Source organism: Actinomyces sp. zg296, assembly GCF_009829695.1.
GTDB lineage: Bacteria > Actinomycetota > Actinomycetes > Actinomycetales > Actinomycetaceae > Actinomyces > Actinomyces marmotae.
This window is the reverse complement of record NZ_VWPG01000003.1, coordinates 93,623-117,386: the sequence shown is the minus strand read 5'-3', so window position 1 is coordinate 117,386 and position 23,764 is coordinate 93,623. Positions and strand designations below refer to the sequence as shown.

The following is a 23,764-nucleotide window of genomic DNA, read 5'->3' as shown; positions in this document are numbered from 1 at the left end:
GCGGCCGGCCGGTGCCCGACGAGGGCCGATACCCGCGCGAAAGGACACCGCCTCATGGACCTCTATGAGTACCAGGCTCGGGACCTCTTCCGCCGCCACGGCGTCCCCGTCCTGCCCGGCATTATCGCCACCACCCCCGAGGAGGCGCGCGCCGCCGCCCAGGACCTCCTCGACGGCGGGGCCGGGCTGCTCGTCGTCAAGGCCCAGGTCAAGACCGGCGGGCGCGGCAAGGCCGGTGGCGTCAAGCTCGCCCGCAGCGCCGAGGAGGCCGCCGAGCGCGCCGCCGCCATCCTCGGCATGAGCATCAAGGGTCACACCGTGCGCTCCGTGCTCATCTCCGAGGGGACCGATATCGCCGAGGAGTACTACTTCGCGATCCTCCTGGACCGCGCCGAGCGCGGTTACCTGGCGATGTGCTCGCGCGAGGGTGGCATGGATATCGAGGCCCTCGCCGCCGAGCGCCCCGAGGCCCTGGCCCGCATCCCCATCGACCCAGTGGCCGGCCTGACCGCCGAGGCCGCGCGCCAGATCGTGGCCGCCGCCGGCTTCGAGCCCGGGCCGACCGCCGACGGCGTCGCCGGGGTCATCGAGCGCCTCTGGGAGGCGCTGGTGGCTGAGGACGCCACCCTCGTGGAGGTCAACCCCCTCGTCCTGGCCGACGACGGGCGGATCATCGCCCTGGATGGCAAGGTCACCCTCGACGACAACGCCCGCTTCCGCCACCGGGACCACGAGGACCTCGTCGATGCCTCCTCGGTGGATCCCCTTGAGGCCCGTGCTAAGGAGGCCGGCCTCAACTACGTGCGCCTGAGCGGCGAGGTTGGCGTCCTGGGCAACGGCGCGGGCCTGGTCATGTCCACGCTCGACGTCGTCGCCGGGGCGGGGGAGAGGCATGGGGGGATGCGCCCCGCCAACTTCCTCGACCTGGGCGGTGGCTCATCGGCCCAGGCCATGGCCGACGCCCTGAGCATCGTGGCCTCCGACGCGCAGGTGCGGGCCATCCTCGTCAACGTCTTCGGCGGCATCACCTCCTGCGACACCGTGGCCGAGGGCATCGTGGCCGCCCACGGGACGCTCACCGGCCCCGCCAAGCCCATCGTGGTGCGCCTGGACGGCAACAGCGCGGAGCTTGGCCGCCGCATCCTCCGCCAGGCCGACCTGCCCGGCGTCACCATCGTGGAGACCATGGACGGCGCCGCCGACGCCGTGACCGCCATCGCCGAGCGGGTCACGCGTGAAGCGCCGGAGGGGCGGCCGGCCCCGCCCCTGCCCGACCCGCGCACCGCTGCCCCGACCCCCCAGGAGGCCTGAGCCATGAGCGTCTTCCTCACCGAGTCCGACCGCGTCATCGTCCAGGGGATGACCGGATCGGAGGGCCGTAAGCACACGCGGCGCATGCTCTGCGCCGGCACGCGGGTCGTCGCCGGCGTCAACCCCCGCAAGGCGGGCACCTCGGTCGCCTTCGACGTCGAGCCCATCGGACCGGGCGCCGGGGCCGTGCCCACCGGCGCCGTGGAGGTCCCCGTCCACGGCAGCGTCGCCGAGGCCAGGGCCGCCACCGGCGCCGAGGTCTCCGTGATCTTCGTGCCCCCCGCCTTCGCCAAGGGCGCCGTCATCGAGGCCGTCGATGCCGGGATCCGCCTCATCGTGGTCATCACCGAGGGCATCCCCGTGGCGGACGCCGTCGCCTTCCGCGCCCACGCCGCGGCCCACGGGGCGCGCGTCATCGGCCCCAACTGCCCCGGCATCATCTCCCCCGGCCGCTCCAACGTGGGCATCACCCCGCCGGACATCACCGGCCCGGGCCCCATCGGACTGGTCTCCAAGTCCGGGACCCTCACCTACCAACTCATGCACGAACTGCGCGATCTCGGGTTCACCACCTGCATCGGCATCGGGGGGGACCCCGTCATCGGCACCACCCACATCGACGCCCTCGCCGCCTTCGAGGCCGATCCCGACACCGAGCTCATCGTCATGATCGGCGAGATCGGGGGCGACGCTGAGGAGCGCGCCGCCGCCTACATCGCCCAGAGCGTCACCAAGCCAGTGGTCGCCTACGTCGCCGGCTTCACCGCCCCCGAGGGCAGGACCATGGGCCACGCGGGCGCCATCGTCTCGGGCTCCGCGGGCACGGCCGCCGCCAAGAAGGAGGCCCTTGAGGCCGTGGGGGTCACCGTGGGCCGCACCCCGAGCCAGACCGCGGAGCTCGCGCGCCGCATCCACCGCGATCTCGCGGGCGCGCGCGCGTGAGCGGGCCCGCCCAGCGCCGGCCGGAGCCGCGCCGACGCGCCGCCCTGCCCGACGACTGGCCCTTCGCGCTGCGCGCGGGGATCGAGGCCGTCCTCCTGGCCTGGTTCCTCGTCGTCGGCGCGACCACTGCCGTCATGATGACCTCGGCCCCGCTGAGCGCCTCCACCGCTCTCAACCTGGGCTCCACGATCCGCACGGGCGCGGGCCTGTGGGCTCTCGGCCTGGGTGGGCGCCTCGGCGACGCCGGGGGCCCCAGTGGCACCCTCGGCCTTCCCCTCCTGGGAGTCACCATCCTCCAGGCGCTGCTCCTGCGCTCCTCCGCCCGCCGGGCCGGCCTCTCCGGCCCGGCGGCCGGGGGCGTGGCCGCCGCCTCCGCGGCCCTGACCGGGGCCGTCCTCCTCCTGCTGTCCGCCCCCAGCGGCGGGGCCTGGTCGGCCCTGCCGGGCCTCATAGTCCTGTCGACGGCCGTCATCGGCGCCCGCCTCCACTCCCAGGGGCGGGGCATCCCGGCACTGGAGCGCTGGTGGCGCGAGCGGCCCGACTGGGTGAGCCCCGCGCTGGGTATGGCCCGCGACTGCGCGCTCGGGCTGCTCGGGCTGTCCCTCGTGGCGCTCCTGGCCGCCGTCGTCGCCGGGGCGGGCAGGATCTCACTGCTCCACGACTCCATCGCCGGGGGCGGCATCATCTCCTCGGCCGGGCTCGTCCTCTTCCAGGCCGCCTGGGTCCCCACGGGGCTCATCTGGGCGATGTCCTGGGTGCTCGGCCCCGGTTTCAGTGTGGGGAGCGGGACTCTCTTCGCCCCCAGCGCGATCATCGCCGGCGCGGTGCCGTCCCTGCCGATCCTCGGCGCCCTCCCCGCCGGCACCTGGGGGCCCGCGCGCCTGCTGCCTTTCCTCATCGTCCTGGGGGCGATCGCCATCGGCTGGCGCCACCGGGGCGAGCTGACCTCCCTGAGCCTCGGACGGGCCCTCGCCGCCGCCGCCGGTGGGGCGCTCCTCCTCACCGCCGGGGTGGCCGTCCTATGCCTGGGCGCCACCGGTCCCATCGGGCCCGCGCGGCTGGCGCACGTCGGCCCGACGACCTCCTCCATCATCATCCTGTGCCTGATCGAGGTCGGCCTCGGACTGCTCACCGCCGCTCTCATGATCCACCCCTGGACCCGCCGGATGACGCGGCGCGGCGTGAGCGCGGCCAGTCAGGCGGCCGGGAGCACGGCCCAGGGCCTGCGCGAGCGGCGCGGCGCCCACGGGGCCAGCAGCGCCGAGGAGGCCGGCGACGCCGTCCCGGCGGGCCCGCGGGATGAGGAGCCGGAGCGCGCTGAGCCCGCGGCCCTCGTCGTGCTCGTCTCGGGGACGGGCTCGAACCTGGCCGCCCTCATCGAGGCCTGTGAGGACCCCGCCTACGGCGCCGAGGTCGTCGGCGTCGTCGCGGACAAGGAGTGCGCGGGGCTGGAACGCGCTCGCGCGGCGGGCATCCCCACCGAGGTCGTCGCCCTGGCCGATTACCCGGACCGCGTCGCCTGGGATGAGGCCCTGGCCCGCTCGGTGGGCGGATACGCGCCGGACCTCGTGGTCTGCGCCGGGTTCATGCGCCTGCTGGGGGGCGCCTTCCTTGCCCGCTTCGGTGGGCGCGTCCTCAACACCCACCCCTCGCTCCTCCCCGACTTCCCCGGCGCTCACGCCGTGCGCGACGCCCTGGCCGCCGGGGCCACGCGGGCCGGCGCCACCCTGTTCTGGGTCGACGCCGGCGTGGACACCGGGGAGATCATCGCCCAGGTGGAGGTTCCGGTACTGGCCGATGACGACGAGGCAGCCCTCACCGAGCGCATCAAGGCCGCCGAGACCCCTCAGCTCATTGAGCAGATCCGCCTGCTCGTCGGCCCCGGGCGCTGAGGGACCCAGCCCCGCCGGGCCCATCCGAGCGCCGCGTGCGCGGGGTCATGCGCCGCGTCGTCGCCGATGGGCGGCGACTGCTCTAGGCTGGGCCGCGGCGCGCGTCGTCGGCCCCGGAGGACCACCGGCGGGCCCGTCCCGAGCGCGAGCCCACCAGACCTCCCCGTAATTCGACGAAAGGCGCACCGCACAGTGGCTGAGTACATCTATCAGATGATCAAGGCGCGCAAGGCCCATGGCGACAAGGTCATCCTCGACGACGTCACCATGGCCTTCCTGCCCGGCGCCAAGATCGGCATGGTCGGTCCCAACGGCGCCGGCAAGTCCTCGATCCTCAAGATCATGGCCGGCATCGACCAGCCCTCCAACGGCGAGGCGCGCCTGACCCCCGGCTACAGCGTCGGCATCCTCATGCAGGAGCCGCCCCTCAATGAGGACAAGACCGTCCTGGGCAACGTCGAGGAGGGCGTGGCCGAGATCAAGGGCAAGCTCGACCGCTTCAACGAGATCTCCGCGGCCATGGCGGACCCGGACGCCGACTTCGACGCCCTCATGGAGGAGATGGGCAAGCTCCAGACGGAGATCGACGCCGCGAACGCCTGGGACCTCGACTCCCAGCTCGAGCAGGCCATGGACGCCCTGCGCTGCCCGCCGCCGGACGCCGAGGTCAGGCACCTCTCCGGTGGTGAGCGCCGCCGAGTCGCCCTGTGCAAGCTCCTCCTGGAGGCCCCCGACCTGCTCCTGCTCGACGAGCCCACCAACCACCTGGACGCCGAGTCCGTGCTGTGGCTGGAGCAGCACCTGAGCACCTACAAGGGCGCCGTCATCGCGGTCACCCACGACCGCTACTTCCTCGATCACGTCGCCCAGTGGATCGCCGAGGTGGACCGCGGGCACCTCTACCCCTACGAGGGCAACTACTCCACCTACCTGGAGACCAAGGAGAAGCGCCTGGAGGTCCAGGGCAAGAAGGACGCCAAGCTCGCCAAGCGCCTCAAGGAGGAGTTGGAGTGGGTGCGCTCCTCCGCCAAGGGCCGCCAGGCTAAGTCCAAGGCCCGCCTGGCCCGCTACGAGGAGATGGCCGCCGAGGCCGAGCGCACTCGCAAGCTCGACTTCGAGGAGATCCAGATCCCGCCGGGCCCGCGCCTGGGCAACCAGGTCCTTGAGGCCAGCCACCTGAGCAAGGGCTTCGACGGCCGCACCCTCATCGATGACCTGTCCTTCACGCTGCCGCGCAACGGCATCGTGGGTATCGTGGGCCCCAACGGCGTCGGCAAGACCACGCTGTTCAAGACCATCGTGGGGCTGGAGGAGCTCGACGGCGGCAGCCTTAAGATCGGCCAGACCGTCAAGTTGTCCTACGTGGACCAGTCCCGCGCCGGCATCGACCCTGCCAAGACCCTCTGGGAGGTCGTCTCTGACGGACTGGACTACATCCAGGTCGGGGGCGTGGAGATGCCGTCCCGCGCGTACGTGGCCTCCTTCGGCTTCAAGGGCGCGGACCAGCAGAAGCCCGCTGGCGTGCTCTCCGGTGGTGAGCGCAACCGCCTCAATCTGGCGCTGACCCTCAAGCAGGGCGGCAACCTCATCCTGCTGGACGAGCCCACGAACGACCTCGACGTCGAGACCCTGGGTTCCCTGGAGAACGCGCTGCTGGAGTTCCCCGGCTGCGCCGTTGTCATCACCCACGACCGCTGGTTCCTCGACCGCGTGGCCACCCACATCCTGGCTTGGGAGGGAACGGAGGAGAACCCGGCGAACTGGTACTGGTTCGAGGGCAACTTCGCCTCCTACGAGGAGAACAAGGTCGCGCGCCTGGGCGCCGAGGCCGCCCGCCCCCACCGCGTCACCTACCGGAAGCTCACACGCGATTGAGCCGAGCGCAGCCGAGCTTGCTCGTGCTGCCGAGGCGATTGAGCGGTGTTGGGGGCCGTAGGCCGAACACACGCGATTGACCCAACCCGCCAGATACCGTCTCACCCCGCTCCTGCGCCCTCATTCTCGCAGTTTGAGGGCGCAGGAGCGGGGTGAGACGGTATCCGCGGGCTGAGGGCCCGGCGCGGAGGGAACGGATGTCGACGCGCGAGCAACTTCCCGCCGCGTGGATGGAGGCCCGCGGAGAGGCTTCAGGCTCGCGGGCGCTTACCAGGTCCGGGGCTCAGGCGTCGAAGCGGACGGCCCACTCGCCGCTGCCGCGCGAGGTGGCCGTGGGCATGCGGATCATGCCCTCCTGGGCGATCGTGGAGACCAGGCGGCCGGCGGAGTCGAAGACCTCTGCCCGCGCCGCCGCGCGCCCGCCCTGCGAGGTGGGGGAGTCCTGGACGAACAGCAGCCAGTCCGAGGCGTCGACATCCCGGTGGAACCACTGGGCGTGGTCGAGCGTGGCCAGACTCATCCCCTCGCTGCGCCAGCTCAGCCCCTGACTGCGCAGCGCCGGCTCCAGCATCACCTGGTCGCAGACGTAGGTCAGCAGCACCCGGTGCACCGTCTGCGAGGCCTCTTCCGGGACGTGTCCGCGCGAGCGCAGCCAGAGGCGCTGCCGGTGGGTGACCTCCGCGCCCGGGCCGAGGTAGATGTTCCCCTCCACATGGCGGATGTCGAAGGAGGCGGTGCGCCCGAGGAACTTGGCCGCCGGGTCGTCCAGCGTCCGGAAGATCTCCAGGGCGCTGACCAACTCCTCGGGACCGGGGACCGATGGCGCGGCGATCTGGGCCTGTGATCCCTCCTGGTCGATCTGGAAGGAGGCGACCATGGCCAGGATCGCCCGGCCCGCCTGCAGGGCGGTGGTGCGGCGCTGGGAGAAGGAGCGCCCGTCATGGAGCCGCTCCACCTCGTAGACCACGGGCTGCTTGGGATCCCCGCCCCGCATGAAGTACGCGTGGAGCGAGTGTGGCAGGCGCGGCTCCAGGGCGTTATCGGCCGCCTCCGGAAGGGTGGCGGCGGCCGCCAGCAGGCCCTGGGCGATGACCTGCCCGCCGTAGATGCGCCCGGAGAGGTGGGGGAGGGAGTCGCCGAGGAACGAGTCGGTCCCGTCACCCTCCGCCAGTGCCAGGATGCGGGTGAGGGAGCCGAGTGGCTCCTCGCTGGCGGAGGGGACGGGATACGGCGTCGTCACAGGCCGAGCTCCTCCAGGATCGGCAGCTTGGCGCGCACAGCCGCGCGCGCGTCCTCGGCGGTGGGCGAGTCGATGGCGAGGCGCGCCAGTTCCTGGCACTCCTCGAAGGTCACCGACTTCATGACGGCGTCCACGTCCGGCAGGGCGCGTGCGGTCATCGACAGGCTCGCCACGCCGAGGCCCACGAGGACGGTGGCCAGGGCCGGGTCCGCCGCGGCCTCGCCGCACACGCCCACCGGGCGCCCGTGCGGGGCCGCGCCGTCGCAGGCCTGCTTGATGAGCCGCAGCACGGCCGGCTGCCAGGCGGTGGACAGGTCCGCCAGGGAGGACAGGAGGCGGTCCGCTGCCATGACGTACTGGGTGAGGTCATTGGTGCCCACCGAGGCGAAGTCGGCGTACTCGAAGAGCTTATCCGCCATGAGGGCCGCCGAGGGGACCTCGATCATCATGCCGGCCGTCTTGAGGCCGTAGGAGCGCGCCTTGTCCGTGAAGGCCTTGGCCTCCTCGGCGGTGGAGATCATGGGGGCCATGACCCACACCTTGGCGTCCGTGGCGGCCTCGGCCTTGGCCAGCGCCTCGAGCTGGTGCTCCAGCACATCGGGGTCGCGGCGGGCGGTCCGGTAGGCGCGCACGCCGAGGGCCGGGTTGGCCTCCGTCGCGTCGGTGAGGAAGGGCAGGGGCTTGTCGGCGCCCGCGTCCAGGGTCCGCACCACGACCTTCTTGCCGGGGAAGGCGGCCAGGACACCGGTGTAGGCCTCCACCTGCGCCTCGATGGTGGGCTCCTCGGGCTGGTCGAGGAAGCAGAACTCCGTGCGGAACAGGCCCACGCCCATGGCCCCGGCCTCAGCGGCGCTGCGGGCCCCGGCGGCGTCGCCCACGTTGGCGAGCAACTGGACCTCCCGGCCGTCCTTCGTGGCGCCGTCGCCGTTGAAGACGCGCACCCGGCTGGCCAACTCCTTGGCACGGCGCAGCGCGGCCTCGTCGGGGTTGAGCGTGATGACGCCCTTCGTGCCGTCCACCAGGACGATGTCCCCATCATGGAGCTGGTCGGCGACCTCGGCGCCGGTGCCCACGATGGCGGGCATGCCCAGGGCGCGGGCGAGGATCGCCGTGTGCGAGGTGGGGCCGCCCTCGGAGGTGACGAAGGCGACGACCTTCTCCGGGTCCAGCAGCGCGGTGTCCGCGGGCGCCAGGTCCTCGGCCACGAGGATGAAGGGTTCGGGCAGCACCGGGATGCCGGGCATGGGGGAGTCGGTCAGGACGGCGACGATGCGGTCGCGCACGTCGGCGACATCGCGCGTGCGCTCGGCCATGTAGCCGCCGAGCGACTCGAGCATCGAGGCGAGGGTGCCGGCGGCCTCCCAGACCGCCCGCTCGGGCACGAGCCTGCGCTCGCGGACCATGGCCTGCGCGGAGGAGGTGAGGGTGGGGTCCGCGGCCATCTGCGCCGTCGTCTCCAGGAGGGTGCGCCCCTCGCCCTTGGCCTGGGCGGCGGAGAGCTCCAGGCCCTTCTTGACGGTCTGCGCCGCGGCCTCGATCCGCTCGCACTCCTTGTCGAGGTCGCGGGAGGCGTCGATGAGCGCGAGCTCGGGCTCGGGGATGCCCGGCGCCATGCGGGCGACGGGCCCCGCGACGATGCCGGGGCTCACGCCGATACCGGACAGGGAAGTAGGAGATGCGTCGGACAGCGCCATGAGTGCTCCTCGTCAGTGCTGGAGGCGGTCGTAGGGACCATTGTGCACGCCTGGGGGCGCTTTCGGGAGAGGGACCGGGGTATGAATCACGATTGGCACACGGCCCCGCCTTAAAGGGGAGTAGCGTCCCGGGGGAGGTGATGGAGCGCACATGATGGCGAGCCGTGCGCGGTGGCGCCGGGCGAGCCTGATAATAGATGTCGGATCACTCTCGCACAGGGAGTGCGGGCCGCGCATGAAGGCGAGTGAAGGAGTAGCGATGAGTACGACGGCGGAGCGCATTGTCGCGGGCCTCGGGGGTAGTGACAACATCATGGTCCTCGAGCCCTGCATCACCCGGCTCAGGGTCGAGGTCGTCGATCAGGGGAAGGTCGATGAGGAGGCCCTGAGGGCCACGGGCGCCTTCGGCGTGGTCCGCTCCGGCTCCGTCGTGCAGGTCGTCGTCGGCCCGACGGCGGACGCCCTCGCCGACGAGATCGCGTCGCTTTAAGGGCCCTCCCGCTCGGCGCCCTTCATCCCGCCCCGCGGGCGCGACTCGCCGACGGGAGGCTTTGGCGCTCCGGCCCAGACTGTGAAAGGCTTGCAGCAACACGCGGACCCTATCCTGTTCCTACGACCGCGACTGACTAAGACGTCACCCCGGCGGGAAGGTCCGTACCCGATCCATCCCGAGCGCGACGGCATCGCACGAGCGCTCCCGGCGTGAGAGCGCTCACGAGAACAGGCGGCACTGCCCATGACTGAGTCGACCCCCGTTGGAACCGCCTCCGACGAGCCCGCGGGCGAGGACCTCAAGCGCCTCGCGGAGATGCACGGCGTTTCCACCGAGTACTGGGACTACCACGGCAATCGCGCCGCGCCCAGCCGCGCCACCCTCGTGGCGGTCCTCGCCGCGCTCGGGGTCGCGGCCGCGACCGACGCTCAGATCGAGGCGTCCCTGGCCGATGCCGAGCTCGCCCCCTGGAAGCGCATCCTCCCCCCGACCGTCGTGCGCCGCCAGGGGTGGGAGGCCCCCGTGGCCCTCCACATCCCCCACGGCGCCCAGGTCACCGTGCGCGTCGAACTCGAGTCCGGGGGCTCCGTGGAATTGGAGCAGGCCGAGGACTGGGAGCGCCCCCGGGAGGTCGACGGCGTCCTCACCGGCCGCGCCTCCTTCCGCGTCCCCGGGGACCTGCCACTGGGCTGGCACACCCTTGTGGCCGAGATCGAGGCCGTCGAGGACCGCCCCGCCACCACCGCCACGGCGGCGCTGGCGATGACCCCGGACCGCCTCGACCTCCCCGCCAGCCTGGGCGAGCGCGGCTGGGGCGTCATGGCGCAGCTCTACTCGGCGCGCTCAGCCGACTCCTGGGGCATCGGCGACGCGGACGACCTGACCGAGCTCGCCTCCTTCCTCGGCGACGAGGGCGCTGACTTCCTGCTCATCAACCCCCTGCACGCGGCCGAGCCCTCAGGGCGGATGACGCCGTCGCCCTACCTCCCGGTCACCCGGCGCTTCGTCAACCCGATCTACATCCGCCCCGAGGCCATCCCGGAGATGACCCGGCTGTCGGGGCCGCGCCGCTCGCTCATCCAGTGGTCCCTGGAAGAACTCGCCGCGACCAACCGCACCGTCGACCCGATCGACCGGGACTCCATCTGGCAGCTCAAGCGCGACGCCCTTGAGGTCGTCTTCTCCGCCGGACGCTCGCGCTCCCGGCGCCGGGACTTCGAGCGTTTCCGCGCCGAGGCCGGCGAGGGCCTGGAGCGCTTCGCCCTGTGGTGCGCGCTGACCGAGAAGCACGGCGAGATGGCCGGCTGGCCCGAGGCCCTCAAGGACCCCTCCTCTGCCGTCGTGGCCGACGAGGCCCGCGCCCTGACCGACCGCATCGACTTCTACGCCTGGTTGCAGTGGATCGTCGATGAGCAGCTCGCGCGGGCCCAGGAGCAGGCCAAGGCCTCCGGCATGGCGCTGGGGATCATGGACGACCTCGCCGTGGGCGTCCACGCCCGGGGGGCGGACGTGTGGTCCGAGCCCGAGGCCTTCGCCCCCGGCATCGAGGTGGGCGCCCCGCCGGACATGTACAACCAGTTGGGGCAGAACTGGTCCCAGCCGCCGTGGAGCCCCGTGTACCTGGCCGAGACGGCCTTCCAGCCACTGCGGGACATGGTGCGCACCGTCCTGCGCCATGCCGGCGCGCTGCGCGTCGATCACATCATCGGCCTGTTCCGCCTGTGGTGGATCCCCAAGGGCATGGGCGCCGCCTCGGGCGCCTACGTGCGCTACGACCACGAGGCAATGGTCGGCGTGGTCCTCCTGGAGGCCCACCGCGCCGGTGCCGTCATCATCGGCGAGGACCTGGGCACCGTGGAGCCCTGGGCCCGCGACTACCTCGCCGGCCGGGGCGTGCTAGGCACCTCCGTGCTCTGGTTCGAGAAGCAGGGCGATGGCTGGCCGCTCCAGCCGCAGGACTACCGGCGCCTCGCGCTGTCCACCGTCAACACCCACGACCTGCCGCCCACCGCGGGCTACCTCGCCGACGAGCACGTCGCCCTGCGCGAGCGCCTCGGCCTGCTGGCGGACCCGGTCGAGCAGGTGCGCGCCGAGGCGAGCATGGAGCGCGACCGGATGATCGAGCGCCTGCGCGAGCACCGCCTGCTGGGTGCCGACCCCTCCGAGCGCGAGATCGTCGAGGCGCTCCACCGGTACATCGCGCGTACTCCCTCGGCTCTCATCGGCGTCGCCCTCGTGGACTGCGTCGGCGAGCGCAGGACGCAGAACCAGCCGGGCACGGACCAGGAGTACCCGAACTGGAGGATCCCCCTGGCGGACAGTTCGGGCGAGCCGGTCCTCATCGAGGACCTACCGGGCAATACGCGGTCGGCGAGCCTGTTCCAGGCGATCCGTCAGGAGATGGGCCAGCGCCGCACGCCCCGGGACTGATCATCGTGAGCGCGAGGCGGGGTCCCGGCCGATCGGCCGGGACCCCGCCTCGTTGGTCCCTGGGGGCGCCGTCCGTCCGCCTAGGACCAGGTGATGAGCGCGTCGCCGGGGGCGACGGCGGTGTCGGGGGCGGCGAGGGTGAGGTCGGCCGCGCCGGCGTCGAGGGCGACGATCGGGACGACCGGGTTGAAACCATCCTCCTCGACCCGGGCCGGGCTCCAGGTGATGATCGGGTCGCCCGCGCGCACCCTCGCCCCCTCCTCCCGGTGGATGGTGAATCCCCCGCCCCCCAGGCCCACGGTCTCCAGGCCCAGGTGGACGAGCACGCTCCTGCCGTCATCGGCGGCGATGACGAAGGCGTGCGGGTGGATCTTGGCCACGCGCCCGGGGATCGGCGCCAGCGTGACGACCTCCCCGGGGGCGCGGGGCGGATCGACGGCGAGCCCCGGCCCGATCAGCCGGCCGGAGAAGACCGGGTCCGGGACGTCGTCGAGGGTGACGACGGCCCCGGCCAGGGGGGAGAGGACCTCCAGGGTCATCGAAGGTCCTCGATCTGCTCGTAGAGCGCGTCCGCGGTGGGGCCGATGACGATCTGAACGACGTCGCCGACGGTGATGATGCCGTGGGCTCCGGCGGCCCTGAGCGCGGCCTCGTCGACGGCGGAGGCGCTCTCCAGCTCGCAGCGCAGCCGGGTGATGCAGGGCTCGATCTCGATGATGTTGTCGAAGCCGCCGAGGGCCTCGACGATCTGGCGTGCCTGGGACATGGTTGCTCCTCCTGGATGCGGTGGGCGCGGCTGCGGCGCGCTGCCGGCTATAGCGGCTGGATGTGAACGATACCGCTGATTGAGAGCGTTATCACTCCCGCGTCACCCGATGGGGGCGCCGCTCACCCGGTGCGCGGGCGCTCTGCGGGCCCGTGCGGGCGGGCTCATTGGTTCATCCTGGTTCGCAGGGCGGAGGGGCGCGAGGCCGCGGGGTGAGGGGCCGCGACGGGCACCCACAGGGTGTAGCGGTCCGCGCGGTACAGGGAGCGGGAGTAGTCCACCGCCACGTCGTCGTGGAAGGCGCGGCGGGTGATGTCGAGGGCCGGCGCGCCTTCGGGCACGCCCAGGAGGATCGCCTCCTCCGAGGACACGACATGCCCCTGGATGACGTCCTCGCCCCAACTCGGTTCCAGGCCGACCTCCCCCAGGCGCTGGTAGACGGAGAAGTCGAGCGCTCCTTCCAGGAGGCCGGGCAGCAGCGAGGCGGTCAGCCAGTTCTCCTCGATCGCCATCGGGGTCGAGTCCGCCGTGCGCAGGCGCCGCAGGTGATGCACCTCGTCCCCGGTGGTGATCTCGAGGGCCTGGGCCACCTGAGGGGTGGCCCGCGTGGTCTCGGCGGTCAGGAAGACAGATCCCGGCTCCATGCCGCGCCGGCGCATCTCATCGGTGAAGGAGGACAGGCGCAACTGGAGGTCGAGCTTGGGCTGGGACACGAAGGTCCCCCGGCCCTGGTGGCGCTCCAGAGCGCCGTCGACGACGAGGGTGTCGATCGCCTGGCGCACCGTCATCCGGGACACGGAGAAGGTCTCGCACAACTCCCTCTCGGAGGGGATGGGCGAGCCCGGCTCAAGGCCGTCGGCGATGAGGGCGAGGAGGTGGTCCCTCACGACGACGTACTTGGCGGGCGCGCGCGGGGCTGAGCGGGCGCGGCGGCTCGATGGGGATGATGAGGTGGTCATGGCGCTTTCGGGAAGGGGCCAGGGGCGGTCCCATTGTGCCTCGCATCGTCAGGGCGATGTGCGCTCTTGGACGGGCGAGAGCTACGAGGGGCCGTGGGAGGCCACGGCCCCTCGCCACTCAGGCCGCCGCCTGCGCCGCCTGGGCGCGGGCCACCCGGCGAGCGTCGTCAAGATTCTCCGTCACGATCCGGCGCAGCGCGGCCGGGGCATCGGCGTGGGCGTCCAGCCAGCCCTCGAGTGCCCCGATCGGGTCGGCGCCCGGGAGGCCGACGGTCGCGCAGGACCACAGCCCCTCCAACAGGGCCTCGGCCATGTGGAAGGTCCGCGACGACCAGACGGGCTCGATGGCGGCCACGTACTCCTCGATAAAGGGCGCCATGAGCTCGGGGGCGCGCTCAACGCGGCCGAAGCCGGCCAGCGCCTGGCGCTGCGTCTCATTGGGCATCGAGGAGTCCTCCACGAGCGCCCGCCAGGCCGCCCCCTTCGCCTCGGCGGTGGGGATCGAGGCACGGGCGCCCGCCGCCCGCTCGCGGCCCGTCGTCGTGCGGTCACGGGCCTCCTCGGCGGCGATCTCGGCCTCGCCGGCGCGGCCGGCCGCCACCAGACCGGTGAGGAGCTCCCAGCGCATATCGGCGTCCACCGCCAGTCCCGGCAGGGCGGCGGAGCCGTCGAGCCACCCGGCGACGGCGTCGATCTGCTCCTCGCTCACGGCGTGCGCGGCCACGGCGCGCACGAGCTGGAGCTGGCGGTCGGAGCCGGGCTCGGCGCCGCGGGCCAGGGCCAGCAGGGCCCCGGCGGCCTCGGGGGCGGCCTCGCGGCGCGCCGCGGGGGGCAGGTAGAGGGCGAGGCAGGTGCCGATCCGCGCCAGGAGCCCCTGGACCACGCTGGAGTGGGACTCCGCCTTCAGCGCCTCCAGGGCGGCGCTGAGGTAGCGGGACGCGGGCAGCTCGCCGTCGCGCACCATGTCCCAGGCCGAGGCCAGGATCAGTGAACGCGCCAACGAGTCGGTGAAGTCGCCGATCCCCTCCAGTGCGGCGGACAGGGAGGCCTCGTCCAGGCGGTGCTTGGCGTAGGTGAGGTCGTCGTCGTTGACGAGCAGGACCTCGGGGCGGGACATGCCGACCAGGCCCGGCACTGGCGTGCGCGCGCCGGCAACGTCCAACTCGACGCGCCCGACCCGCGTCAGCGCCCCGGAGTCGTCATGGCTATACGCCCCGATCGCCAGGCGGTGCGGGCGGAGCGTCGCCGGAGAGCCCTCCGGGACCTCCTGGACGACGGTGGCGGAGGCGATGCGGCCCGCATCATCCGTGGTGGTCTCCAGGCGCAGGGCCGTCACCCCCGCCTCCTGGAGCCACACCCGCGTCCAGGCCGCGAGATCCCGCCCGGAGACGGCCTCGAGCTCGCCCAGCAGGTCGGCCAGCGTCGCGTTGGAGAAGGCGTGCGCCTCCAGGTAGCGGGCGATCCCCGCGAAGAACCGCTCGCGGCCCACATAGGCCACGAGGGCGGTGAGCACCGAGGCGCCCTTGGCGTAGGTGATGCCGTCGAAGTTCACCTCGACGTCGTGAAGATCCCTGATCTCGGCGGCGATCGGGTGGGTGGAGGAGAGCTGGTCCTGGTTGTAGGCCCAGGCCTTCTCCAGGGTCTGGAAGGTGGTCCAGGCGTCGGTGAAGCGCGTCGTCTCGGCCGTGGCCAGGGTGGAGGTGTACTCGGCGAAGGACTCGTTGAGCCACAGGTCGTTCCACCACTCCATGGTCACCAGGTCCCCGAACCACATGTGGGCCAGTTCGTGGAGGATCGTCACCGCGCGGCGCTCGACGCGGGCCTCCACCGGGCGGGAGCGGAAGACGTAGTCGTCCCGGTGGGTGACGATCCCGGCGTTCTCCATGGCGCCGGCGTTGAACTCGGGGACGAAGACCTGGTCGTACTTGGGGAAAGCGTAGGGCGTGCCGAACAGCTCCTCGTAGAAGGCGAAGCCGCCCTTGGTCAGCGCCAGGATCTCGTCGGCGTCGAGGTGCTCGGCCAGCGAGGCGCGGCAGTACACGCCCAACGGCACCACGCGGCCGTCATCGGCGCGGTACTCATCGGTGGCCCCCACGTACGGCCCGGCGACGATCGCCGTGATGTAGGAGCTCATGCGCTCGCTCGGCGCGAAGGAGAAGACCCGCGCCCCGGCGCCCGCGGGGCTCGGCTCGGGGGTGGGGGAGTTGGAGAAGACGGTCCAGCCGTCGGGCACGGTGACGGTGAAGGTGAAGGAGGCCTTGAGGTCGGGCTGCTCGAAGACCGCGAAGACGCGCCGGGAGTCGGGCACCTCGAACTGCGTGTAGAGGTAGGTGGCGCCGTCGGCGGGGTCGGTGAAGCGGTGCAGGCCCTCACCGGTGCGCATGTAGGCGCAGTCGGCGACGACGACGAGCTCGTTGGACTCCGCCAGATCCTCCAGGGCGATCCGGGAGTCCGCGAAGACCGCGGTCGGGTCGAGGGCAGCCCCGTTGAGGCGGACCTCGCGCACCCGCGGGGCGATGAGGTCGATGAAGGTCGAGGCGCCCGGCGTCGCGGAGAACCGCGCGGTGGTCACCGATCGGAAGGTCGCCTGGTCGGGGTCCGCCGCCCCGGACAGGTCCAGGACCACGTCGTAGCTCTCGGTGGTCACGAGCGAGGCGCGCTCGCGGGCCTCATCGCGGGTCAGGTTGATTCCGGGCATCTGCGCTCCTGTCATCGTGGCGGGGCTCGCGCGCCCCGCGGGGCTTCGCCCGATCCTCTCACTGCCGCGCCGGCGCGGCCCCCTCATGCGCGGCGCGTGAACAGTGCTGGGGCTCCCGGGGCATCAGGGCGAGCAGGTGCCGGGGGCGTAGCCCCGGGCCGAGAGCGCGGAGTAGGTCTGTGGCGTGGGCAGCGCGATGAAGCCGTCGCCCACGGTGGGGGCGGGGACGGTGGTGACCTCCAGCCCCTGGGAGTCCTCGCTCCCGGCGGCCAGGTCCCAGCCGAGCCGGGCGAGATCGACCAGTCCGGTGCCCTCGTCGGTGGTGAGGGTGCCGGCCACGGCGCGCGCCAGGGAGCGCGCGCCCCACGGGGTCGAGGACTTCTGGGCGAGGGCGGTCATGAGGGCACTCATGACGAGACCGGTGGACTCGCTGCGGCGCTGGGCCCCCTCGGTCTCGCTCAGGGCGGTCCACTGCCCGTCGCGCAGGATCTGCGGGTGGCGGGAGCGCACGAGGGCGAGGGCGTCGATCCCGCTGAGGGTGCGCGTTCCGGCGGTGGGGATGTCCAGTCCGGCCATCTCGTCGCGGATGGGCTCGGGGAAGTCGAGCGTGAGCCCGCCGACGGCGTCGACGATGCTCGCGAAGCCGGCCATGTCGACGGTCACCAGGTGCGTGGTGGGCACGCCCAGGGCGGAGCACAGCAGGTCGACGGTGCTCTGCGGGCCCTTGAGGTAGGAGGTGGTCAGACGCTCGTGATGAAGGGCACCAACGCGCAGGGTGAGGTCGCGGGGCAGGACGGTCGCGCGCGGGGCGCCGGGCCCGGGCTGGAGGAGGACGACGACGTCGGCCCGGGCGCCCGCCCGGTCCCCGGAGGCGTCCCCGTAGCGGTCCGGCCCGCCCGGCACGCTGAGCCGGGAGTCGGTGCCGATGATGAGCCAGGTCTCGCCCTCGTAGGGGACGGTGGCGTCGCCTGCGGCCAGGGCGCTCGCGTGGTGGGGCATCGCGACGGGCACGTGCCTGATGCGGTGGGCGAGGAGCCCCAGGTCGCCGAGCGCCAGGGCGAGGGCGAGCACGAGGCCGGCGATGAGGGCGGTCAGGGCGCGGTGAGCGCGCGCGAAACGGCCCGCCCGGGCCCCGAGCGCGGTGAGCGCTTTCGGGGCCCGGGCGGGCGCGCGGTCAGGGGCGGCGGGTGAACTGCTCACTCGACCGGCCCGATGGGGCGTCAGGCGCGACGACGACGGGCCGCCAGGAGCAGGCCGCCAGCGGTGGCGAGGCTGCCGCCGATGATGACGAAGGTCATCGCGTCGGCACCGGTGTTGGCCAGGCCCTCCTTCGCGGGGGCGGCGGCGTTCTGCGCCGCGCCGGGGGCGGCGACGGCCGGGTCGGCCGCGGCGTTGTTGGCGGACGGCTTGTTGGCGGAGCGCACAAGCCCGCTGCCGCCCTTGCCCTCGTAGGAGAACACGCCGTTGGAGACGGTCACCTTGTACTCGAGCGTGCCGCCCTCGCCGTAGCGGGAGCCCTCGACGACGGCGTCATAGGAGCCGTCGGGGACGCCGGCGGGGGCCGGGAAGGAGGAGGAGACCTTGCCATCGGGATCGGCGGTCATGGTGGCCAGGGTGGCCACGATCTTGCCGTTGTCGTCCCTGAGGGTCAGCGTGACGGTCTCAGCGGGGGTGAAGCCGGAGCCAGTGAACTCGAAACTCTGGGCGCCGTTGTCCTCCTTGAGGGTCAGCGTGCCCTCGGCCTTGGTGGCGTCCAGGATGAGGCGGCGGGCGGTGGTCGCGCCATCGTGCTTGTCGTACTCCTGGCACTCGGCGGCGAGGAACCAGGGCTCGGTGGTCGGGTCGGCGCCGACCTCCTTGATGGCGGCGGCCAGGTTGAGGGTGCCGGACCAGTTGCTGGTGCCGGGCTTGACGCTGATGGTGGTGGGCGTCGCTGCCTTGGGGTTCTTGGCCGGGTCGCCCTGGGCGAGGGTCACCAGAACTTCGGTGGGGCGGTCAGCGGTGCTGGTGCAGCCGGTGCCGCTGATGGGGAAGGCGGTGCTGGCGGGGTCCGCGACGCGGGCGACGTCGTCGCTGAAGGCGAAGTCGGACTCGGCGGCGGTCGCGGTGGTGGTGACGGCACCGGCGGCGAGAACGGCTGCGGCGGTGATAGCGAGGGGACGTCCAAGACGCATCTGTGTCCTCCTTGAGGTCGGGGCGCACCATGGGGTGCCTGGGGACGGTAACGATCCTGCCTCGATCTGATTGCGGATGCAAGGCGCATAACCCGTGTGATGAGCCCGGTTCTCGTCCCAGGAGGCTCGCGTGTCGCAGCAGTCTCATCCGTTCTGGTAACGCCCCATGCCGGGCGGGGGCGGCGGCGGGCGGGCCCATGGCCCGGGATGGCGCTCATCGGCTGCGCTCATCGGACCGCCAGGAATCGCCGCGCCCATGGGGTGCGACGGGGGCGGTGGGGAGTCCTCCCCACCGCCCCCATCGGCGAGCCTGGGTCTTACCAAATGGACACGCGCTGCTCCGGGTCGAGCCACATGCCGTCACCGGGGGCCACGTCGAAGGCCTCGTAGAAGGCGTCGACGTTGCTGGCGATCCTGTTGCAGCGGAACTCGGCCGGCGAGTGCGGGTCGATCGTCAGCAGCAGCTCGGCGTAGTCGTCGCGGTTCTTCGTCCGCCAGATCCGCGCCCACGAGTAGAAGAAGCGCTGCAGGCCCGTCAGGCCGTCGATGACCGGCGCCCCCTCGAAGCCCTCGATGTCGACGCGGGCCAGGGCCAGGCGGTAGGCCTTCAGGGCGATGCCCACGCCCCCGAGGTCGCCGATGTTCTCCCCGATCGTCAGGGCCCCGTTGACGTGCGGAACATCAGCGGCCGGGGTGCCGGCCTCCTCATGCTTGGCGGCGATGGCGGCCGGGGTGAGGGCGTCGTACTGGGCGATGAGCGCGGAGGTGCGCGCGGAGAATGCCTGACGGTCCTCAGGGGTCCACCAGTCGGCGACCTTCCCCGTGCCGTCGAAGGTCGATCCCTGGTCGTCGAAGCCGTGACCTATCTCATGGCCGATGACGGCGCCGATGCCCGCGTAGTTGACGGCGTCGTCGGCCTCGGGGTCGAAGAACGGGGGCTGGAGGATCGCGGCGGGGAAGACGATCTCGTTCATCGTTGGGTTGTAGTAGGCGTTGACGGTCTGCGGCGTCATGTGCCACTCGGCGCGGTCGATCGGCTCGCCGAGCTTGCGCAGGGCCCGGGCGTTCTCGTGAGCCTCCACCGAGCGGACAGAGGCCAGCAGGTCCCCGAGGGTGATGACGACGGCGGAGTAGTCGCGCCAGGAGTCCGGGTAGCCGATCTTGGGGGTGAATTGGTCGAGCTTGGCCAGCGCGCGCTCGCGGGTGGCCGGGCCCATCCACTCCAGGGTGGAGATCGAGCCCCGGTAGGCCTCGATGAGGTCGGCCACGAGCCGCTCCATGGCGGCCTTGTGCTCGGGCGGGAAGTGCTCGGCCACGTAGATCTCGCCCAGGGCCTCCCCGAGGCTCGACTCCACCAGGCCCACGCCGCGCTTCCAGCGCGGCCGCAACTCATCGGTGCCCTGAAGGGTCTTTCCGTAGAAGTCGAAGCTGGCATTCACGAAGTCGCTGGACAGCAGCGTGGCCCGGCTCTGCGTGATGTGCCAGCAGGCCCATGCCCGCAGGTCCGCCAGGGGGGCGGCTTCCCAGCAGCCGGCCATGTGAGCGAGGTAATCGGGCTGGTTGACGATCGTCTCGTCCAGGTAAGTGGTCCGCCCCACCCCCGCGGCGGCGGCGGCCGCCCTGGCACCCTCGCGCCAGGCCTCCCAGGGGAAGGCGGGGGAGGAGTCCACGATCCCTTCCCAGGTCATCGGGTTGTTCGTCTTGTCGATGTCCCGGCAGGCCACGCGGTCCCAGTGGCCCTTGGCCAGGGAGGTCTCGAGGGCCATGATCCGCTCGGCCAGGTCCTGCGCGCCCGCGCCGAGGCGCTCGGGCAGCCCGGCGAGCTCCAGCATCCTGGCCACGTGCGCGACGTAGGCGGTGCGCAGCTCCTGGCGTCCCTCCTCGCGGTAGTAGGACTCATCGGGCAGGCCGAGGCCGGCCTGGTCCATCCAGGTGGTGTAGCGGTCGGGATCATTGATGTCGTTGTAGACGCCGGCGTCGATGGGCCCGGTGAAGTGCGCGCCCGCCCCCAGGGCCCGCGCGAGGGCCTCCTTGGTGGGGGCCTCCAGGACGGGGGCGAGCTCGGGGGCCAGGGGCGCCGCGCCCAGGGCCTCGATGCGCTCCTCGTCCATGAAGGTCGCGAACAGGGCCCCGATCTTGCCCGCCGGCGTGGCGGGGCGGGGCTGGGCCGCCTCCTCGCTCGCCGCGGCGTCGCGCAGGATCTGGTGGCAGGCCTCCTCGGCGGCGTCGCGCAGGAGCGTGAAAGAGCCCGTGCCCGGGCGGTCGGCGGGGATCTCGGCGGTGGCGAGCCAGGAGCCGTTGGCGTGCCGGAACAGGTCGTCCTGCGGGCGCAGCCCGGCGTCGACGGCGTCGAGCTCGAGGACTCCCGCGCGGACACGGCCGGCATCGGGTGATTCAGGGGCGCTGGCGGTGCTGGCTGTGCTGCCTGTGGTGGTCATGCGCCCAACCTAACCCGGGGGCCATCCCCTGTCGCACATCTGTGGGCCGGCGGGGGTGGGCGCGCGCCGCTGAGCTGGGGCAGAATCGGCTCATGCGCATCCATATCGCCACGGACCACGCCGCTTACGAGACCAAAGAGGCCCTCGTCAGCCACCTTCAGGACGCCGGCCATGAGGTCATCGACCACGGCGCCTTCTCCTACGACCCCGACGACGACTACCCCGCCTTCTGCCTGGAGGCGGCCCAGGCCGTCGTCGACGAGCCCGGCAGCCTCGGGGTGGTGCTGGGCGGCAGCGGGAACGGCGAGCAGATGGCCGCCAACCTCGTCGACGGCGCGCGCTGCGCCCTGGCCTGGAACCTGGAGACGGCACGCCTGACCCGCGCCCACAATGACGCGAACATGGTGAGCGTGGGCGGGCGCATGCACTCACTGGAGGAGGCCCTGGCGATCGTCGACGCCTTTATCGCCGAGCCCTTCAGCGGGGAGGCGCGCCACCAGCGCCGCATCGACCAGTTGGCCGCCTACGAGGCGGCGCGCCCAGGGCGCGCCTGAGGCGAGGGCGGGGCGGGCCATCCACCGAGGCGATAAGAGGGGAGCGGCGATGAGGATCGTGCTCGCGCCGGACTCCTTCAAGGAGAGCATGACGGCGCTCCAGGCCGCCAGGGCCATGGATGAGGGCGTGCGCGACGCCGTCCCCGGGGCTCGCACCGTCCTGATGCCCATGTCCGACGGTGGGGAGGGGTTCGTCGACGCGGTCGGCGCCTCCTGGGGCGCCGACATGGTCTGCGCGCCCAGCGCCGACGCGCTCGGGCGGCCCATCGAGGCCGTCTACGGGCTGGCCGGCGACCGCGCCGTCATGGACGTCGCCAGTTGCGCCGGGCTGGAGCGAGTCGCCCCGGGCGAGCGGGACGTCCTGCGCTCCAGCACGCGCGGCCTGGGCATGCTCATGGCGCACGCGCTGGAAGGCGGCGCCCGCACCCTTATCATCGGCCTGGGCGGGTCAGCGACGAACGACGGCGGCCTGGGCATGCTCACCGAACTCGGCGTCCGCCTCCTCGACGCCTCGGGCGGGCCGGTCGGTCCCGAGCCGGCGCGGATGGGGCTCATCGAGAGCGTCGACCTCGCGGGCCTGTCCCAGGCCGCCCGCGAGGCGACCATCCTCGTGGCCTGCGACGTCACTAACCCGCTGACCGGGCCCAATGGAGCGACGGCGGTGTTCGGGCCCCAGAAGGGCGTCAGCGCCGACATGGTGGGGATACTCGACGCCCGCCTCGCCCGCCTCGCCGAGCTCACCGGCGCGCGGGCCGAGGCGGCGCAGCCGGGGGCCGGGGCGGCCGGGGGGCTCGGCTTCGCGCTGAGCGCCTTCCTCGGCGCGAGCATGCGCCCCGGCGTCGAGCTCGTCGCCGAGGCCATCGGGCTGCGCGACGCGATCGCGCGGGCCGACCTCGTCCTAACCGGGGAGGGCTCCGTCGACGAGCAGACCCTCAACGGCAAGGCGCCCGCGGGCGTGGCCCGCCTGGCCCGCCAGGAGGGCGTTCCGTGCGTCGTCCTCGCGGGACGGATCAAGCCCGGCGCGGAGGCCCTCCTCGACCACGGCGTTCGCGACCTCGTCAAGGTGGGGTCCCCCGATGAGCCGCTGGCCCAAGCCCTGGCCCGAGGCCCGGAGAACATGCGCGAGGCGGTCGTCGGCTACCTGCGGGACCGCCTCTGACGCCCGCCCCTCACCGCCGGCGCGCGGGCGCGGGCCGCGCGCGGGTACCGTCGGCCCATGCCCGAAGGACACACCATCCACCGACTCGCCGCCGCCCTCACCGAGCTCTACGGCGGGCAGGTGCTGAGAGTCTCCTCGCCCCAGGGCCGCTTCGCCGCCGGGGCCGCCCTTCTCGATGGCCGGGTCCTCCTGGAGGCGCAGGCCCACGGCAAGCACCTCTTCACCGCCTTCGCGCCCCGCGCCGATGTGCCGGTGGGCGAGAGCGCCGTCGTCTGGCTGCGCATCCACCTGGGGCTGTACGGCTCATGGACCTTCGACGGCGACTCCCGCTTCACCGCCCCGCACGCCATCGGGGCGCCCAGGCGGAAGGTGGGGGAGCGCGGGGAGCACGCCCTGCGCGGCGGTGGTGGATCGGCGCTGGCGGGCCTGGCGGGAGGCGCCGAGGACGCCGACGGCGGCGCGGGCCATGGGGCCGGCGCGCCCAGTGCCCAGCCAGGGGCGTGGGTGCCGCCCGAGCCGCGCGGCGCCGTCCGGCTGCGCCTGCTCGGTGAGCACGGGGTGGCGGACCTGACCGGGCCGAGCGCCTGTGAGGTGATCGACGCCGAGGGCGTGGCGGCGGTTCGCCGTCGCCTCGGCCCCGACCCGCTTCGCGCCGACGGACAGCGGGAGGCCTTCGTGGCCTCGGCCCGGGCGCGCCGCAAGGCGATCGGCGAGCTGCTCATGGACCAGTCGGTGCTGGCCGGCGCGGGCAACATCTACCGCGCCGAGACGCTCTTCCGCTGCGGCATCAGCCCCTTCAGGGCGGGCAACCGGGTGAGCCTGGCGCGCCTGAGGGCGGTGTGGGACGACCTGGTCCCCCTCATGGAGTACGGGGTGGCCACGGGGTTCATCACGACCGTCGACCTCGACGACGTCCCCTCACCGCTGCCCGAGGATGATCCGGAGGCCGCCCGCTGGTACGTGTATCACCGCGCCGGGCGCCCCTGCCTGCGCTGCGGGACGCCGATCGCGCAGCGGGAGGTCGCCGGGCGCCGTCTCTTCTGGTGCCCGGCCTGCCAGCGCGCCTGACGCCGCTCCCATCCGCCCCGGGCGGGCGATGGGCCGGTGGGCTGGTGGGCGCCTGAGCGGAGTCCCGGCAG

At 72.8% G+C, this 23,764-nt stretch carries 18 protein-coding genes; 9 read left to right on the top strand and 9 right to left on the bottom strand.

The window, feature by feature from the left end; all coding sequences use genetic code 11:
* Positions 1–54: 54 nt before the first annotated feature.
* The 4 genes from sucC to ettA all read left to right on the top strand — a co-directional run bounded on the left by sucC (position 55) and on the right by ettA (position 6,020).
* Positions 55–1,311: an ADP-forming succinate--CoA ligase subunit beta gene (gene sucC, locus GVV76_RS02795; protein ID WP_236263168.1), complete on the top strand. Its 1,257-nt coding sequence runs from the start codon at positions 55–57 to the stop codon at positions 1,309–1,311.
* A gap of 3 nt (positions 1,312–1,314) precedes the next feature.
* Positions 1,315–2,253, top strand: a complete 939-nt coding sequence (gene sucD / locus GVV76_RS02790; protein ID WP_159624840.1) for a succinate--CoA ligase subunit alpha — start codon at positions 1,315–1,317, stop codon at positions 2,251–2,253.
* Entirely contained in the window at positions 2,250–4,145 is a 1,896-nt protein-coding gene (purN, locus tag GVV76_RS10320) for a phosphoribosylglycinamide formyltransferase (RefSeq protein ID WP_236263167.1), read from the top strand. The genes sucD and purN overlap by 4 nt, the downstream gene beginning before the upstream one ends.
* A 192-nt stretch (positions 4,146–4,337) precedes the next feature.
* Complete coding sequence (gene ettA / locus GVV76_RS02780; RefSeq protein ID WP_159624838.1) at positions 4,338–6,020, top strand: energy-dependent translational throttle protein EttA; 1,683 nt, start codon at positions 4,338–4,340, stop codon at positions 6,018–6,020.
* A 283-nt stretch (positions 6,021–6,303) separates the two neighbouring features.
* Here the strand turns inward: ettA and GVV76_RS02775 are convergent, their stop codons facing one another.
* On the bottom strand, positions 6,304–7,260 hold the full coding sequence (locus tag GVV76_RS02775; protein WP_159624836.1) for an acyl-CoA thioesterase: 957 nt from the start codon (positions 7,258–7,260) through the stop codon (positions 6,304–6,306).
* The gene (gene ptsP, locus GVV76_RS02770) at positions 7,257–8,954 is read right to left on the bottom strand and encodes a phosphoenolpyruvate--protein phosphotransferase (RefSeq protein WP_159624834.1); all 1,698 of its coding nucleotides are present in this window, start codon (positions 8,952–8,954) and stop codon (positions 7,257–7,259) included. The genes GVV76_RS02775 and ptsP overlap by 4 nt, the downstream gene beginning before the upstream one ends.
* 235 nt (positions 8,955–9,189) lie before the next feature.
* Between ptsP and GVV76_RS02765 the strand changes: the two genes are divergently transcribed.
* Together GVV76_RS02765 and malQ are read left to right on the top strand one after the other, a co-directional pair.
* Positions 9,190–9,444 carry a glucose PTS transporter subunit EIIB gene (locus GVV76_RS02765; RefSeq protein WP_159524166.1) on the top strand — a complete coding sequence of 85 codons (255 nt, stop codon included), beginning with the start codon at positions 9,190–9,192 and terminating at the stop codon, positions 9,442–9,444.
* A 246-nt stretch (positions 9,445–9,690) separates the two neighbouring features.
* Positions 9,691–11,877 carry a 4-alpha-glucanotransferase gene (gene malQ, locus GVV76_RS02760; protein ID WP_159524167.1) on the top strand — a complete coding sequence of 729 codons (2,187 nt, stop codon included), beginning with the start codon at positions 9,691–9,693 and terminating at the stop codon, positions 11,875–11,877.
* 80 nt (positions 11,878–11,957) lie between these two features.
* On the opposite strand, the gene GVV76_RS02755 is transcribed toward malQ, so the two are convergent.
* The 7 genes from GVV76_RS02755 to GVV76_RS02725 form a co-directional block, all read right to left on the bottom strand.
* Positions 11,958–12,416: a PTS sugar transporter subunit IIA gene (locus GVV76_RS02755; RefSeq protein ID WP_159624832.1), complete on the bottom strand. Its 459-nt coding sequence runs from the start codon at positions 12,414–12,416 to the stop codon at positions 11,958–11,960.
* Entirely contained in the window at positions 12,413–12,694 is a 282-nt protein-coding gene (locus GVV76_RS02750; RefSeq protein WP_268891767.1) for a PTS glucose/sucrose transporter subunit IIB, read from the bottom strand. Before GVV76_RS02750 ends, GVV76_RS02755 begins: the two co-directional genes overlap by 4 nt.
* A 113-nt stretch (positions 12,695–12,807) precedes the next feature.
* Positions 12,808–13,602, bottom strand: a complete 795-nt coding sequence (locus tag GVV76_RS02745; protein WP_159624830.1) for a GntR family transcriptional regulator — start codon at positions 13,600–13,602, stop codon at positions 12,808–12,810.
* Positions 13,603–13,720: 118 nt separating this feature from the next.
* Positions 13,721–16,300, bottom strand: coding sequence for an aminopeptidase N (pepN, locus tag GVV76_RS02740; protein WP_159624828.1), 2,580 nt, complete (start codon positions 16,298–16,300; stop codon positions 13,721–13,723).
* Positions 16,301–16,423: 123 nt separating this feature from the next.
* Entirely contained in the window at positions 16,424–17,500 is a 1,077-nt protein-coding gene (locus GVV76_RS02735) for an LCP family protein (RefSeq protein WP_236263166.1), read from the bottom strand.
* Between the two features lie 20 nt (positions 17,501–17,520).
* Entirely contained in the window at positions 17,521–18,474 is a 954-nt protein-coding gene (locus GVV76_RS02730) for an LPXTG cell wall anchor domain-containing protein (protein WP_159624826.1), read from the bottom strand.
* Positions 18,475–18,791: 317 nt separating this feature from the next.
* A complete protein-coding gene (locus GVV76_RS02725; protein ID WP_159624824.1) occupies positions 18,792–20,912 on the bottom strand; it encodes a M13 family metallopeptidase in 2,121 nt (706 codons plus the stop codon).
* A 92-nt stretch (positions 20,913–21,004) separates the two neighbouring features.
* Between GVV76_RS02725 and GVV76_RS02720 the strand changes: the two genes are divergently transcribed.
* Genes GVV76_RS02720 through GVV76_RS02710 form a run of 3 tightly spaced genes read left to right on the top strand, consistent with a single transcriptional unit; the run spans position 21,005 to position 23,693 of the window.
* A complete protein-coding gene (locus GVV76_RS02720; RefSeq protein ID WP_159524174.1) occupies positions 21,005–21,466 on the top strand; it encodes a ribose-5-phosphate isomerase in 462 nt (153 codons plus the stop codon).
* Between the two features lie 49 nt (positions 21,467–21,515).
* Positions 21,516–22,625: a glycerate kinase gene (locus GVV76_RS02715; RefSeq protein WP_159624822.1), complete on the top strand. Its 1,110-nt coding sequence runs from the start codon at positions 21,516–21,518 to the stop codon at positions 22,623–22,625.
* A gap of 57 nt (positions 22,626–22,682) precedes the next feature.
* On the top strand, positions 22,683–23,693 hold the full coding sequence (locus tag GVV76_RS02710) for an Fpg/Nei family DNA glycosylase (RefSeq protein WP_159624819.1): 1,011 nt from the start codon (positions 22,683–22,685) through the stop codon (positions 23,691–23,693).
* Positions 23,694–23,764 lie beyond the last annotated feature (71 nt).